Source organism: Arthrobacter rhamnosi (assembly GCF_054510975.1).
Map to the genome: position 1 here is coordinate 20,500 of NZ_JBTNDN010000006.1, position 13,270 is coordinate 33,769.

14 protein-coding genes are annotated in these 13,270 nt (G+C 69.6%); 8 read left to right on the forward strand and 6 right to left on the reverse strand.

Annotated elements, in window-relative coordinates:
* Window positions 1-86 precede the first annotated feature (86 nt).
* Complete coding sequence (locus ACX80J_RS13525) at window positions 87-530, reverse strand: DUF6098 family protein (protein ID WP_459348134.1); 444 nt, start codon at window positions 528-530, stop codon at window positions 87-89.
* A gap of 217 nt (window positions 531-747) precedes the next feature.
* Here ACX80J_RS13525 and ACX80J_RS13530 point away from each other — a divergent pair, with 217 nt between their 5' ends.
* From ACX80J_RS13530 to ettA, 3 genes are all read left to right on the forward strand, one after another.
* Window positions 748-1,338 (forward strand): single-stranded DNA-binding protein, encoded by a 591-nt coding sequence (locus tag ACX80J_RS13530; RefSeq protein ID WP_459343315.1) that lies wholly within the window; start codon window positions 748-750, stop codon window positions 1,336-1,338.
* Between the two features lie 149 nt (window positions 1,339-1,487).
* Window positions 1,488-2,063 carry a DUF6993 domain-containing protein gene (locus ACX80J_RS13535; protein WP_459348135.1) on the forward strand — a complete coding sequence of 192 codons (576 nt, stop codon included), beginning with the start codon at window positions 1,488-1,490 and terminating at the stop codon, window positions 2,061-2,063.
* Window positions 2,064-2,155: 92 nt separating this feature from the next.
* Window positions 2,156-3,838 carry an energy-dependent translational throttle protein EttA gene (ettA, locus tag ACX80J_RS13540; protein WP_459343313.1) on the forward strand — a complete coding sequence of 561 codons (1,683 nt, stop codon included), beginning with the start codon at window positions 2,156-2,158 and terminating at the stop codon, window positions 3,836-3,838.
* A gap of 121 nt (window positions 3,839-3,959) precedes the next feature.
* Here the strand turns inward: ettA and tesB are convergent, their stop codons facing one another.
* Window positions 3,960-4,877, reverse strand: a complete 918-nt coding sequence (gene tesB, locus ACX80J_RS13545) for an acyl-CoA thioesterase II (RefSeq protein WP_459343312.1) — start codon at window positions 4,875-4,877, stop codon at window positions 3,960-3,962.
* Between the two features lie 196 nt (window positions 4,878-5,073).
* Between tesB and ACX80J_RS13550 the strand changes: the two genes are divergently transcribed.
* The 3 genes from ACX80J_RS13550 to ACX80J_RS13560 are packed head-to-tail and all read left to right on the forward strand — an operon-like array spanning window position 5,074 to window position 7,182.
* Window positions 5,074-5,538, forward strand: a complete 465-nt coding sequence (locus tag ACX80J_RS13550; RefSeq protein WP_459348136.1) for an acyl-CoA thioesterase — start codon at window positions 5,074-5,076, stop codon at window positions 5,536-5,538.
* 5 nt (window positions 5,539-5,543) lie between these two features.
* Window positions 5,544-6,200 (forward strand): hypothetical protein, encoded by a 657-nt coding sequence (locus tag ACX80J_RS13555; RefSeq protein ID WP_459348137.1) that lies wholly within the window; start codon window positions 5,544-5,546, stop codon window positions 6,198-6,200.
* A gap of 58 nt (window positions 6,201-6,258) precedes the next feature.
* On the forward strand, window positions 6,259-7,182 hold the full coding sequence (locus ACX80J_RS13560; protein WP_459348138.1) for a metallophosphoesterase family protein: 924 nt from the start codon (window positions 6,259-6,261) through the stop codon (window positions 7,180-7,182).
* 85 nt (window positions 7,183-7,267) lie between these two features.
* Here ACX80J_RS13560 and ACX80J_RS13565 read toward each other — a convergent pair whose 3' ends face one another.
* The 4 genes from ACX80J_RS13565 to pepN form a co-directional block, all read right to left on the reverse strand.
* A complete protein-coding gene (locus ACX80J_RS13565) occupies window positions 7,268-7,807 on the reverse strand; it encodes a globin (RefSeq protein ID WP_459348139.1) in 540 nt (179 codons plus the stop codon).
* Window positions 7,804-8,436, reverse strand: coding sequence for a mechanosensitive ion channel family protein (locus tag ACX80J_RS13570; protein ID WP_459348140.1), 633 nt, complete (start codon window positions 8,434-8,436; stop codon window positions 7,804-7,806). The genes ACX80J_RS13565 and ACX80J_RS13570 overlap by 4 nt, the downstream gene beginning before the upstream one ends.
* A 138-nt stretch (window positions 8,437-8,574) precedes the next feature.
* A complete protein-coding gene (locus ACX80J_RS13575; RefSeq protein WP_459348141.1) occupies window positions 8,575-9,051 on the reverse strand; it encodes an OsmC family protein in 477 nt (158 codons plus the stop codon).
* Between the two features lie 75 nt (window positions 9,052-9,126).
* The gene (gene pepN, locus ACX80J_RS13580; RefSeq protein WP_459348275.1) at window positions 9,127-11,673 is read right to left on the reverse strand and encodes an aminopeptidase N; all 2,547 of its coding nucleotides are present in this window, start codon (window positions 11,671-11,673) and stop codon (window positions 9,127-9,129) included.
* 207 nt (window positions 11,674-11,880) lie between these two features.
* Between pepN and ACX80J_RS13585 the strand changes: the two genes are divergently transcribed.
* Window positions 11,881-12,351, forward strand: a complete 471-nt coding sequence (locus tag ACX80J_RS13585; RefSeq protein WP_459343306.1) for a ribose-5-phosphate isomerase — start codon at window positions 11,881-11,883, stop codon at window positions 12,349-12,351.
* Complete coding sequence (locus tag ACX80J_RS13590; RefSeq protein WP_459348142.1) at window positions 12,344-13,228, forward strand: Fpg/Nei family DNA glycosylase; 885 nt, start codon at window positions 12,344-12,346, stop codon at window positions 13,226-13,228. Before ACX80J_RS13585 ends, ACX80J_RS13590 begins: the two co-directional genes overlap by 8 nt.
* The last annotated feature ends 42 nt before the right edge of the window (window positions 13,229-13,270 follow it).

Sequence of the window (13,270 nt, forward strand, 5' to 3'; positions counted from 1 at the left end):
GAGGGCCGGACGCCGAGGCGTCCGGCCCTCTGCATTCTCCGTCCCTCAGTTCCCCGAGAGCCCGGCCACCCGAGAGTCCGGCCGGACTACGGGCGGTTGCCGGTATCGAATCTCTCGTCGTACACGCGCCCGGCCTCGTGCAGAAGGTCCTCGTGCAGCCGGCCGAGCGGCTTCACGTCGGTGAGGAGCGGCTCGCAGTCAGGGCCCCGCCCCACGCATCGTCCCGTCAGGACCCAGGGAAATCTCTCCTCTTCCTCCGCCAGGTGCCGGTACTGACAGATCTGGCGTGCCAGCCAGTCCTCGAGCGGGCGCGTCCACCACTGCTCGGGGGTCAGTGGGTTGACGGACAGCCCCGGCAGGGCGAGCCCGCTTTCGCCGTCCTCACTGGTCGAGTCCCTGTCCGCCTCGAAGCCGCATGAGTAGCGGAGGTAGAGCGTCTCCGCGCCCTGCACGAGGTCGGCCAGTTCGCTGAGGGTGCCGATGACGCGATCGTCGGTCCCGGTGGTCTGGGGAGGTGTCGCTGGGTCCATACCTCAACGCTAGGAACGGTTGCCCGTGCGCCTCAAGCGGTGATTGGTACCCCTGCACCACTTCCACTCCCTGTGCTGTTCACCTAGGGCCGTCCGGTCGGGCCGTCCACGCGGTTATCAACATAGGACGGTCCCTCCCTCCCCGCTACGGGCGCCGCACCGAGACTTGAGCCGGGCCGCAGGCATTGCCGCCCTCTCGGCAACGGAAGGACAGATCATGACCGACATCATCACCGTGCGGGGCTATGTCGCCACAGAGGTGCGGCTGACCGTGGCATCGAGCGGCCTGGCCATCACGGGTTTCCGCATGTGCTCCACCGAGCGCCGCTTCGACAGGGAAACCGGTACATGGGTGGACGGCCACACGAACTGGTACTCCGTCTCGATGTTCCGGCAGCTCGCGACCAACGCAGGAGCCAGCATCAAGAAGGGGGATCGCGTGATCGTCACCGGGCGTCTCAAGGTGCGGCCGTGGAGCAACGCCGACGGACGGACGGGCACGTCCGTCGAGATCGAGGCCGACACTGCCGGCCACGACCTGATGTGGGGCACAGCGAACTTCATCAGGACGGCGGCCAACCGGAGCGAGGCGCCGACGGCCACCGACGACCATGCGGCCGCCCTTCCCGCTGACGCCGGTGTCCCGGACGGTGTGGATACCGCCACCGGAGAGGTGTACGGCGACGGGCCCGGTCTCGGCCCGGACGGCGAGGCCGGGCCGGAGGATGACGCAGGGGACGGCGCCGGGATCGGGCAAGACGCGAAGGACCGCGACGAACTGCTCGAAGCAACGGGCGCCCCGTTCTAGCGAGGACGTCGTCGCGCGGGTGCCCTTACCGGGATGCCGGCCCGGCACTGGTGTGACGCTGGTCTGATGCCGGCTCGATGCCGGCTCGACGCCGTTCTGGTGCCGGTGTGATGCGGGGCAGGATGTCGCGTGCGTGGCAGGATGAACGGGTGACCACTGCCCCTCCCGCGAAGCCGCAGCACCGGGCGCCCGCCTGGCGCCGTACCGTCGCCGCGCTCGCGGCGGGTGCTGCCCTCGCGCTCACCTCCTGTGCGGCATCACCCGCACCGTCGCCGGATGCCCTGACCGACAGCAGTGCCCTGTCCCCGACTGCCGCGGCGGCCGACCCTGCCACCGCTTCGGGACAGCCGGCCGAGGCCGCACCAGCGCCGGCCGATGCTGAGCCGGCGCCGTCCGCGGTGCCCTCATCGCCGGCGGCGGACGCCCCAGGGATCGCGGCAGCCGTCGAGGCCGCCCTGCGAACGGTGGCCGAGAGCCAGGACTCGGTGTCGAGCGACCAGGTGCGAGGTGCCATCGAGCAGGGCTTCGCCGACGCCGGGTCGGCGCCCGAGGACGTGGAGGTGTCGATCGATCGGACGCCGACAGGACTCGACGTCGACGCCATCCAGGGCGCCGGGCGCACCGGTGGAACATGCATCGTGGGGGAGGTGCGCGAGGGTGCCGTGTCCGTGGCGGTGCTTCCCGCGCTCGCCTCCGGCCTGTGTTTCGTCGGCGACCAGCGATAGCAGCTCCACCGGACACCGTCCCGGCCGTGACGGGCCGGGTCCGGAGCCCGCCAAATGTGAGATCGGGCTAGGCAAGCACTAGCCTTAGGTGTATGGCGGAATTTATCTACACAATGACCAAGGCCCGCAAGGCCGTTGGCGACAAAGTAATCCTCGACGACGTGAGCATGTCCTTCTTCCCTGGCGCGAAGATCGGCGTCGTCGGACCGAATGGTGCCGGTAAGTCCACCATCCTCAAGATCATGGCGGGCCTCGATACCCCCTCGAACGGTGAAGCGCGCCTCAGCCCCGGCTACACGGTCGGCATCCTCCTGCAGGAACCGCCTCTGAACGAGGAGAAGACCGTACTCGGCAACGTCCAGGAGGGCGTGGGGGAGATCTACGGGAAGATCCAGCGGTTCAACGAGATCTCCGAAGAGATGGCCAGCCCGGACGCGGATTACGACACGCTGCTCGACGAGATGGGCAAGCTCCAGGAGGCCATCGACGCTGCCGACGCCTGGGACCTCGACTCCCAGCTCGAGCAGGCCATGGACGCGCTGCGCTGCCCGCCTGCGGATGCCGACGTCCGCGTGCTGTCCGGAGGTGAGCGCCGCCGCGTCGCGCTCTGCAAGCTGCTGCTGCAGAAGCCGGACCTCCTGCTCCTCGACGAGCCCACCAACCACCTGGACGCCGAGAGCGTGCTCTGGCTGGAGCAGCACCTCTCCTCCTACGCGGGCGCCGTCCTGGCCGTCACCCACGACCGGTACTTCCTCGACCACGTCGCGGAATGGATCGCCGAAGTGGACCGCGGTCACCTGTACCCGTACGAGGGGAACTACTCCACCTACCTCGAGAAGAAGCGCGCGCGCCTCGAGGTCCAGGGCAAGAAGGACCAGAAGCTCTCGAAGCGCCTGACCGAGGAGCTCGAGTGGGTCCGCTCCAACGCCAAGGGACGCCAGACGAAGTCCAAGGCACGCCTGAACCGCTACGAGGAGATGGCCGCCGAGGCCGAGCGTACGCGGAAGCTCGATTTCGAGGAGATCCAGATCCCGCCGGGCCCACGGCTCGGGAGCCAGGTCATCGAGGCCCACGACCTGCGCAAGGGCTTCGACGACCGCATCCTCATCGACGGACTGTCCTTCTCCCTGCCGCGCAACGGAATCGTCGGTGTCATCGGCCCGAACGGTGTCGGCAAGACCACCCTGTTCAAGACCATCGTGGGGCTCGAGCCCCTCGACGGCGGCGAACTGCGGATCGGCGAGTCGGTGAAGATCTCGTACGTGGATCAGTCGCGCGGCGGGATCGATCCGAACAAGTCGCTGTGGGAGGTCGTGTCCGACGGGCTGGACTTCATCCAGGTCGGCCAGGTCGAGATGCCGTCCCGCGCCTACGTCTCGGCCTTCGGCTTCAAGGGTCCGGACCAGCAGAAGAAGGCCGGTGTGCTCTCCGGTGGTGAGCGCAACCGCCTGAACCTCGCACTGACCCTGAAGCAGGGCGGCAATCTGTTGCTCCTCGACGAGCCCACCAACGACCTCGACGTCGAGACGCTCTCGAGCCTGGAGAACGCGCTGCTCGAATTCCCCGGCTGCGCCGTCGTCGTGTCGCACGACCGGTGGTTCCTCGACCGGGTCGCGACGCACATCCTGTCCTACGAGGGCACCGAGGAGGACCCGGACACCTGGTACTGGTTCGAGGGCAACTTCGACGCCTACGAGCAGAACAAGGTGGAACGGCTCGGCCCCGATGCCGCCAAGCCGCACCGCGTCACCCACCGCCGCCTCACGCGCGACTAGGGTCGACCGGACCGGAACCGGAGCGGAACAACGGGAAGGGGCACACGGCTGGCCGTGTGCCCCTTCCCGTGTCCTGGGACGCCCCGTCCGCGGGGACGGATACGCGTGCCGCCGAGCGTCCTCAGGCAGGAGGGACCCGGACCATGCCCTCCTGCGCCACGCTTGCCACGAGCTCTCCGCTGCGGTTGTAGATGCGTCCGGCGGCCAGCCCGCGCGCGCCGGACGCGCTCGGCGAACTCTGGACGTACAGCAGCCAGTCGTCCACGCGCACCGGGCGATGCCACCACATGGCGTGGTCGAGGCTGGCGACGTTCATGCCGGGCTGGATCCAGGTGAGGCCGTGCGGTCGCAGGATCGACTCCAGCAGGGTGTAGTCGCTCGCGTACGCCAGGGCGGCGCGGTGCAGGTTCGGGTCGTCGGGCATCGGCCCCAGGCTCTTCATCCAGACCGCGTTGCGCGGTTCGCGCGAACCCTCGTTGGACAGGTAGAGCGGCGCATCGATGTGCCGGATGTCGAACGGTCGGTCGAAGGCCCAGGCCTGGGCGACCGGATGGTCGAAGCCGCCGAGGAGTTCGGCGGTCGACGGCAGGCTCTCGGGGTCGGGCACGCCGGCCGGCATCGTGTCCTGGTGGGTGATGCCCTCGTCGGGCTCCTGGAAGGACGCGATCATCGACAGGATGGGCACCCCGTTCTGGTAGGCATGCGTGCGGCGGGCCGAGAACGACCGGCCGTCGCGCAGGCGCTGCACCCCGAAGGTGATGGGCTGGTCCGCGTCGCCGGCGCGCAGGAAGTAGCCGTGCATCGAGTGGACGGCGCGGCTGGGCTCCACGGTACGCATAGCCGCGATGAGCGACTGCGCGAGCACCTGGCCACCGAAGACGCGCCGGCCCGGCTGCCGTGCCGAGGTCCCGACGAAGATCTCCTCGTCCGTCTGTGCCCCCTCCGCGCTGCCCAGGTCGAGGAGGTCCAGGAGCGCCGCGGTGGGGTCCTTCCTCCGCTGTCCTGCCGGTGCTTCAGCTGATGGCGCATGGTCTGCCATGGTTCGATGTCTCCTCGTGGACAGGTAAGAGCGTCGCGGTGCGCCGCTGCAGGCGGCGCCTGGCACGTACTGACAGTAGACGCCGCCCCAGTCTCGCTCAACACGGCGCCGGGCGGACGGATGGCATTGCTCACACCCGGTGCCCTGCGGGCGCGCGGAATGGCTCGCAGGAAGCAGATCTTGAGAGGATGGCCGTATGTCTCCGGTGCACACCCTTCCCCTCCAGCTGCGGTTCGGCGACGAGGATTCCTACGGCCACGTGAACAACGTGCGCTTCCTCCAGTTCCTCGAGGACGCGCGCGTGCTGCTGATGAGCCGGCCCCGGCCGGGAGGATCCTTCCTGGACCTGATCGACCCCGACCACTACACGCTCGTGGGCCGACAGGAGATCGAATACCGTGCGCCCCTGAACTTCAGCACGACGCCGGCCGCCGTCGATCTCTGGGTGACCGCGGTAGGGGGCTCCAGCTTCGACCTGGGCTACGCCGTCCGGGACCAGGTCGACGCCGAAGGAAGCACCACCAGCGCGATCGCGGCGACCACCATGGTGCTCGTCAGCCGCAGCACCGGGCGGCCCGTGCGCCTGTCCGGACCCCAGAAGGACATTCTTTCGTCCTGGGCGGGCCCGGCCGTCCCGTTCCGTCGCGCCCGCGGGAAGTAGGACGCATGGCATCCTCATCCCTGCGCTTCGCGGACTCCGCTTCGGTCGCGGACCTCCAGACGTTCACCGCCCGGGCGCGCGCCAATGACGATGGCGGCATGCGCCTGCTCACCGTCGGTCGCGTCCTCGCGGCGTACGTGTGCACCCTCCGCCCCACCGTGCTGGGAGAAGCCGTCCCCACGGTGCTCGGGCTCCGGACCATGGCACTCGAGGGCGATGCCGACGTCGACGTCACCGTCTCGCTGGGCTCCGTCCTCGACAGGCTCGCGCGCATGCACGAAGGCGACCTCGAGTTCCCCGTCCCTACCGTCACAGTCGCGGAGAACTGGGCAGGGATCCTTCCGCCGCGCTCCGGCTGGGCGCACGCCGGGACCGTCCCGTCGGACGCCCTGGAGCAGGCGGCGAAGGACGGCATCGGCGAGGTCGCCCGGAGCCTCCCCGAGCGTGCCGGTGCGCCGTTGGTCAGCAGTGCGCGCACGGCGGTCTGGGGACGTCCGCTGGCGGGGGTTCCCGGAGCGGTCCCGGCGGGAGCCGCCTTCGGGGCCTTCAGCCTGGGGTTCCTCGAGCCCGGCGCGGAGGCGACCGTCCACACCAATGGCCGCTGGTCCCGCCTCAGTACCGGCCGGGGCCACGTCCTGGTGCGTGCGGCTGCCATTCTCTGAGTCGCTGATGGGTATGGCGGGACTTCCGCCCACTGCGTCCACCGCGGACACTGGGTCCATGGCGCCCCGGCGAGCCGCGATCATCCTGGGACTGGGACTAGTCTTCGTGCTGGCATGTGCTGCTCTCGCTCTCGTCGTGCTGTATCCGCCGGCATTTGCCGCGTCCTTCTTCTCCCGGGAGCGGCCCGCCGCCGGCGCCGGCGGCCCGGTCCCGCCGGTTGACGAGCCACCCGTGGTGCGCCTGGCGATTGCCGGAGACACCGGGACCGGAGACGCGGCCGAATACGCCACCGTCGACCGCATGGTCGCTGAGAGCGGGGAGTTCCCCTACGATGCGCTGCTCCTGCTCGGGGACCTGATCTACGAGGACGGGGGAGCGGAGCTGACCGACCGCCTCGTCTCCCAACCGTTCGCCCCGATCCTCGACGGCGGTGCCGAACTGCTGCCCGTGCTCGGGAACCATGATTACCTCGAGGGTGCACAGCAGCAGATCCTCGAACGGCTCGGCCGCCAGAGCCCCTGGTACGCCGAACAGGTGGGCCCGTTACGGGTCATCGTGCTGGATTCCACGCGCGTGGAGGACGAGGAACAGACGCGGTGGCTCCGCGCGACGCTGGCCGATGGACAGTCCCCGGGAACCTGGACGGTGGTCGCGATGCACCACCCGGCGTACTCCGCCGGCCGCCACGGGTCCAACCGGGCCGTTCGCGACGCGTGGAGTCCCCTGTTCGCCGCAGCGCACGTGCCGCTGGTACTGGCCGGCCACGACCACGACTACCAGCGTTCGACACCCCAGGACGGCGTCACCTATGTCATCTCGGGAGCGGGCGCGAAAGTGCGCTCGACCGGAAGCCGGGACTTCACAGCGGTGAGCAGTTCCACGCTGCACTACGTCGACCTGCTGGTCTACGAGGACCGCCTCGTCGGCAGGGCGATCGACCCGTCGGGCAGCCTCGTCGACAACTTCACCATCGTCCGATGAGTCCGCGCGCAGCCTCCGGCGTCGTACGCCGTGCTGCCGGAACGACTGCGGTACCCGACGAGCCGGTTGTCGCCGGGTCGGATCCTCAGTCTGCCGCGTTCACCATCGAGTGGGCGGCGCGGTCGAGGTAGTCCCACAGCGTGGCCTCATGCAGGGGGGCGAGGCCGAGGGTGTCCACCGCGGCGCGCATGTGCTGCAGCCAGTGGTCCCTCGCCTGGGGTCCGACGCGGAACGGCATATGGCGCATGCGCAGCCTCGGGTGTCCGCGCTGCTCGCCGTAGGTCTTCGGCCCGCCCCAGTACTGCTCGAGGAAGAGCAGCAGGCGCTCCTTCGCCGGACCGAGGTCCTCCTCCGGATACATCGGCCGCAGGACGTCGTCGCCTGCGACCCCGTCGTAGAAGGCGTCGACGAGCTTCACGAAGGTGGCGTGACCGCCCACGGTCTCGTAGAAGTTGTCCGTGTACTGCGGCTGGGTGAAGCCCTGTCCGGCTGCGACGAGCCGTTCGACGGGCAGCGCACTCCTGGCGCCGGCGGCCTGCACGGGGAGCTGGCCGGCCGGGGCGGGGAGGCCGCCCTGGGAGCCGCCGTCGCCGGGACGAGCGCCGCTTGGATCCTGCGCGTTCATGCGTGTCCTTCCACTGCCGCCGGAGCGGGCGTTGCCGGTTCCGACGGCGGTTCTACGTAGTCGCCCTGCGACCTGTTGCCGACCTTGGTGATGTCTCCGTTGCGGACGTACCAGATGGCCCCGTTCACGTCGACCATGCGGGTGATCCGCAGGCCGAGCGACTGCACGACCCCCACCGTGTCGCCGACCTCGATGGTGTCACCGATGCCGTACTGGTCCTCGATCGTGATGAAGAACCCGAGGAAGGCATCCCGGATCACTTCCCGTGCCCCGAAACCGATCGCGATGCCGACGATCCCGACACTGGCCAGGATGGGCCCGATGTTGAAGCCGAGCGACTCGATGGCCATGAGGACGGCGACGGTGGCGATCGTCACGGCAGCGATGCTCGAGATCAGGCCACCGATCGTCTCGGCTCGCTGTACGCGCCGCGCGCTGTCGAACGGGCGGAGCGCGGGTTGCGCCCACTTGAAGTGCGGTTTCTTGAAGACGCTGTAGCCGTTCTGGACGCGTTTGACCGACCGCGTGATCAGGTGGCGGACCACGAGCCACAGGAGGAAGGCGGCGATCAGGATGATCACCGCGCCGAGGACCTGGCCGCCGTAGCCGAGGGAGGAAAGGAATGTCATGGTGTCGCTTTCATGCAGGCGCCCGGGGTTCCGTCGTGGTCGATCATCTGCCGGTCCTCGGGACCGCCGACCAGCGCGGAGACGCCTTAACAGGCTACAGCGGACGGTCGCGCCCGCGGGCGTCGAGCGGGGCCTGCCCTACGATGTCGCGGGACCGGCCGACGTGGGCTCGTGCTGGATCGGGAAGTTCACCGACCGGGCGATGAAGCACAGCCGGTTCGCCTCGGCATGCAGGGAATCGGCCAGCGCGCCCTGCCCGGCGTCCGCCAGGTCGACGTGCGGCTGCAGCAGGATGCCGGTGAATTCGCCGCTGCCGTCCCTGTTGAGCCGCAGGGTGCCCGTTGCGCTGTCCCGGTAACCGGTGACGACCACGCCTGCCTTCACCGCGACGTGCAGGTAGGACAGCATGTGGCACTGCGCGACGGCGGTCAGCAGCAGCTGCTCGGGATTCCACCGGTCCTTCGACCCGTGGAACGTGGGATCGGCGGTGCCGGCGAGGAGCCCGGGGCCCTCGACCTCGATCTCGTGGTCGCGGCTGTAGGACCGGTAGCCGGAGGTCCCCGAGCCGAGGTTGCCCGTCCAGCGGATCCGGGCCGAGTAGCTGTGCAGGTTCATGCTCCAAACCTAGTACCGGAGCGCCGCCGTCCCGGTGCAGTAACGGGGTATTCCCCCGTTCCTGCACCGGGCGGACTACCGGTCGGCAGCCTGCGCCTTCCGGGCGCGCTCGACGCCGTCCCGGCTTTCCAGGATCAGCCTCCGGAGCGAGGGGGAGGAGTCGCCGAGCGCTGCAAGGAAGGCGTCGGTCCGGTCCAGCGTGTCCTGGGTCGTCAGGAGCGAGGGGTAGAGACCCACGACGATCTGCTGGGCGATCTCGTGCGTACGGGTGGCCCAGACGTCCTGCACCGAGGCGAAGTACCGCTCCACGAAGGGCTCGAGGAGGGAGCGGTCGTGGACGCGCGTGAAGCCCGCGATCATGGACCGCTGGGTGGCGTTCGGCAGGTCGGTCGAGTCGACGAGCGCGGCCCAGGCCGCCTCCTTGGCGTGCACCGTCGGCAGGGCGGCCCGTGCCGCTGCTGCCGCGAGCGCTCCGGTCGCCGTCGAGTCGCGCGCCAGTTCGGCGTCGATCGCTGCCTCGCCGACGCGCCCTCCCACCACCAGGCTGGTCAGCAGCTCCCACCGCAGGTCCTGGTCCACGGTGATGCCCTCGGGCACGCGCTCGCCGTTCAGCATCGCCTCGACGGTGTCCAGCTGGGACGCCGTGCGGGCGTGTGCCGAGAAGGCCTTCGTGAACTGCAGCTGCGCATCGGAGCCTGCGTCCGCGGCGAGGGCGAGGCCGAGGAGGCGGTCGGCAGCGGCTTCGGCCATCGCGTCACGGTCCTCGGGACGGACGTAGAACGCGAGCGCGGAGGCGAGCTGCCGGAGCAGGACGAGGACGACGGACGAGTCCGACTCCGCGCCGATGTTCTGCAGCACCAGCTCCACGTAGTCCCGCGCGGGCGTCTCGCCGTCGCGCGCCGCGTCCCACGCCGAGGCGAGGACGAGCGTGCGGGGGAGGGAGTCCCGGAAGTCCTTCACGTGCAGCACGGAGGTCTTCAGGGAGGCCGGGTCGAGGCGGATCTTCGCGTAGGCGAGGTCGTCGTCGTTCAGCAGGACGAGCGCGGGCTGCGTGCGTCCCACGAGGTCCGGCACCTCCGTCCGTTCGCCGTCGACGTCGAGTTCGAGACGATGCGTGCGGACGAGGGCGCCCCGGTCGAGGTCGTAGAAGCCGACGGCGAGGCGGTGCGGGCGGAGCGTGGGGAACGCCTCGACGGCCGTCTGCCGGATGGCGAACGAGGTGATGGTGCCGTCGTCGTCCGTCGTGAACTCGGGGCTCAGCGTGTTGACCCCGGCGGTCTCGAGCCACAGGGCCGACCACGCCTTCAGGTCCCGGCCGCTTGCGGCCTCGAGCTCCGACAGGAGGTCGACGAGTTCGGTGTTCTTCCACGAGTGCTTGGCGAAGTACTGGCGCACGCCCTCCATGAAACGGTCCTGGCCCACCCAGGCCACCAGTTGCTTGAGCACCGAGGCGCCCTTCGCATAGGTGATGCCGTCGAAGTTGACCTGCACGTCCTCGAGGTCCTTGATCTGCGCCACGATGGGGTGGGTGGAGGGCAGCTGGTCTTGGCGGTAGGCCCAGCCCTTCTCCAGGATCGCGAAGGTGGTCCAGGCCTGCTCGAACTCCGTCGCCTCGGCGGCGGCGAGGGTGGACATGAACTCGGCGAAGGACTCGTTCAGCCACAGGTCGTTCCACCAGCGCATCGTCACGAGGTCGCCGAACCACATGTGGGCCAGTTCGTGCAGGATCGTGATGGCTCGCCGCTCGACGGTCGCGTCGGGCACGCGGGAGCGGAACACGTAGGTCTCGACGAAGGTGACCGCACCCGCGTTCTCCATCGCGCCGGCGTTGAACTCGGGGACGAAGAGCTGGTCGTACTTCCCGAAGGGGTACGGCGTGCCGAACTGCCGCTCGTAGAACTCGAAGCCCTGCCGGGTCAGCGCGAAGATGTTCTCGGCGTCCATGTACTGCATGAGCGACTTGCGGGCGAAGACACCCAGCGGGATGGTCCGTCCGTCGGAGCTCGTGAGCTCGCTGCGGACGGACTGGTACGGGCCGGCGATGAGCGCGGTCACGTAGGAGGACATCGTCGGCGTGGGCTCGAAGTACCAGGTGGAGTTCCCGGCGCCCTCGGCCGGGCCGGCCGGCACGGGCTCGGGCGTGGGCATGTTGGAGATGACGTCCCAGTGCGACGGCGCGGTCACCGAGAAACGGAACGTGGACTTCAGGTCCGGCTGCTCGAAGACGGCGAAGACCCGGCGCGAGTCGGGGACCTCGAACTGGGTGTAGAGGTAGACCTCACCGTCGACGGGGTCCGTGAAGCGGTGGAGGCCTTCACCGGTGTTCATGTACAGCATGTCGGCCTCGACCACGAGGGTGTTGCTCGTAGCCAGCACCGGAAGCTGGATCCGCACGCCGTCGGCCACCTCCGCAGGATCCAGTTCCACGCCGTTCAGCTCGACGCGGTGCACGGCGTCCGCTACGGCGTCGATGAACGTCGACGCGCCCTGCTCCGCGGCGAAGGAGACGACCGTCGTGGACCCGAACACGCGGTCGCCCCGCGTCAGGTCGAGGGTGACCTCGTAGGAGTGGACGGTGAGCAGATCGGCGCGTGTGCGTGCTTCGTCGCGCGTCAGGTTCAGACCGGGCAAGGATCGCCTCCAGGGTGGGTTGCGGGTACGCGCGCGGGACCGCGGCGTTTCGTATTCTCTCACTCCGCCCCCCGCCTGCCGGGCGTCCCGCGCTTCGTCGGGTCCCCACCGGTCGGACTAGGCTGGGAAGGTCCTGCTCCGCAGACGTCCCCAGCCACCGCCGGTTCCTCCCGGCGCCACCCGAAGGAATCGATCGCCATGCGCGTCCACCTCGCCACCGACCACGCCGGCATGGAGCTGAGCGCCCACCTGCTCGCGCACCTCACAGCGGCAGGGCACGACGTCGTCGACCACGGCCCCACGTCCTACGATCCCGAGGACGACTACCCCTCCTTCTGCATCGACGCAGCACGCGCCGTCGTCGCCGACCGTGCGGCGGGCACCGAAGCGCTCGGCATCGTCCTCGGCGGGTCCGGGAACGGCGAGCAGATCGCGGCGAACAAGGTGCACGGGGTCCGGGCGGCGCTCGCCTGGAACCTGGACACGGCGCGCCTCGCGCGGCAGCACAACGACGCGAACGTCATCGCCGTCGGCGGACGACAGCACTCCGTGGAGGAGGCGACCACCCTCATCGAGGCGTTCCTCGCCGAGCCGTTCAGCGGCGCCGAGCGGCACAGCCGCAGGATCGCTCAGATCGCGCGTTTCGAGGAGACGGGCAGCATTGCCTGAGGGCCATTCGGTCCACCGGCTGGCGAAGCAGTTCACCTCCGTCTTCGTCGGCGAGAGGTTGGCGGTGTCCAGCCCGCAGGGACGCTTCGCCGCCGGAGCCGAGCAGCTCGACGGCGCCACCCTGGTCGGCGCGCTCGCCCATGGCAAGCAGCTGTTCCTGCGGTTCGACAACGACCGGGTGCTGCGCGTCCATCTGGGGCTGTACGGCGCGTGGAGTTTCGGGGGTGACGCGACGTTCCGCGGCGCCTCGAGCATCGGGGCGCCGCGGAGGATCGGGGAGTCGGAGCAGCCGTCCGGGAACGGTGATGCGGACGGAGGGTACGCAGGACCGCCGGAACCGGTCGGCGCCGTCAGGGTCCGGCTCGTGTCCGCCCACGGCTGGGCGGACCTCCGCGGCCCCACGGCCTGCGAGGTCATCACGCCCGCGGAGGAAGCGGCAGCGCGCACCCGGCTGGGACCGGACCCGCTGCAGCCGCGGTCGGACGACGGGCTCTTCGCACGCAGGGTCCTGTCCAGCAGCAGCCCCATCGGCATCCAGCTCATGAACCAGGCGGTCATCGCAGGCATCGGGAACGTCTACCGAGCGGAGGTGCTCTTCCTGCAGGGCATCTCTCCCTGGCGGCCGGGCAGGCAGTTGCGGGAGGACGAGGTGGCCGGCATCTGGGCGGACACGGTGCGGCTGATGAAGGACGGCGTCCGTGAGGGACGCATCATCACGACGACGGCGGAAGCGCGCGGCGGCAGGCCGAAGGCGTCCGCGCCCCACTACGTCTACAAGCGCACGGGCGAGCCGTGCCGCCGCTGCGGGACACCAATCCTCACGGCGGAGATGGCGGCACGCAACGTCTACTGGTGCCCGCAGTGCCAGGCCGACTGATGCTCCGCACCCCTCGGGGGCTTAAAGAACAATCACCCGGAG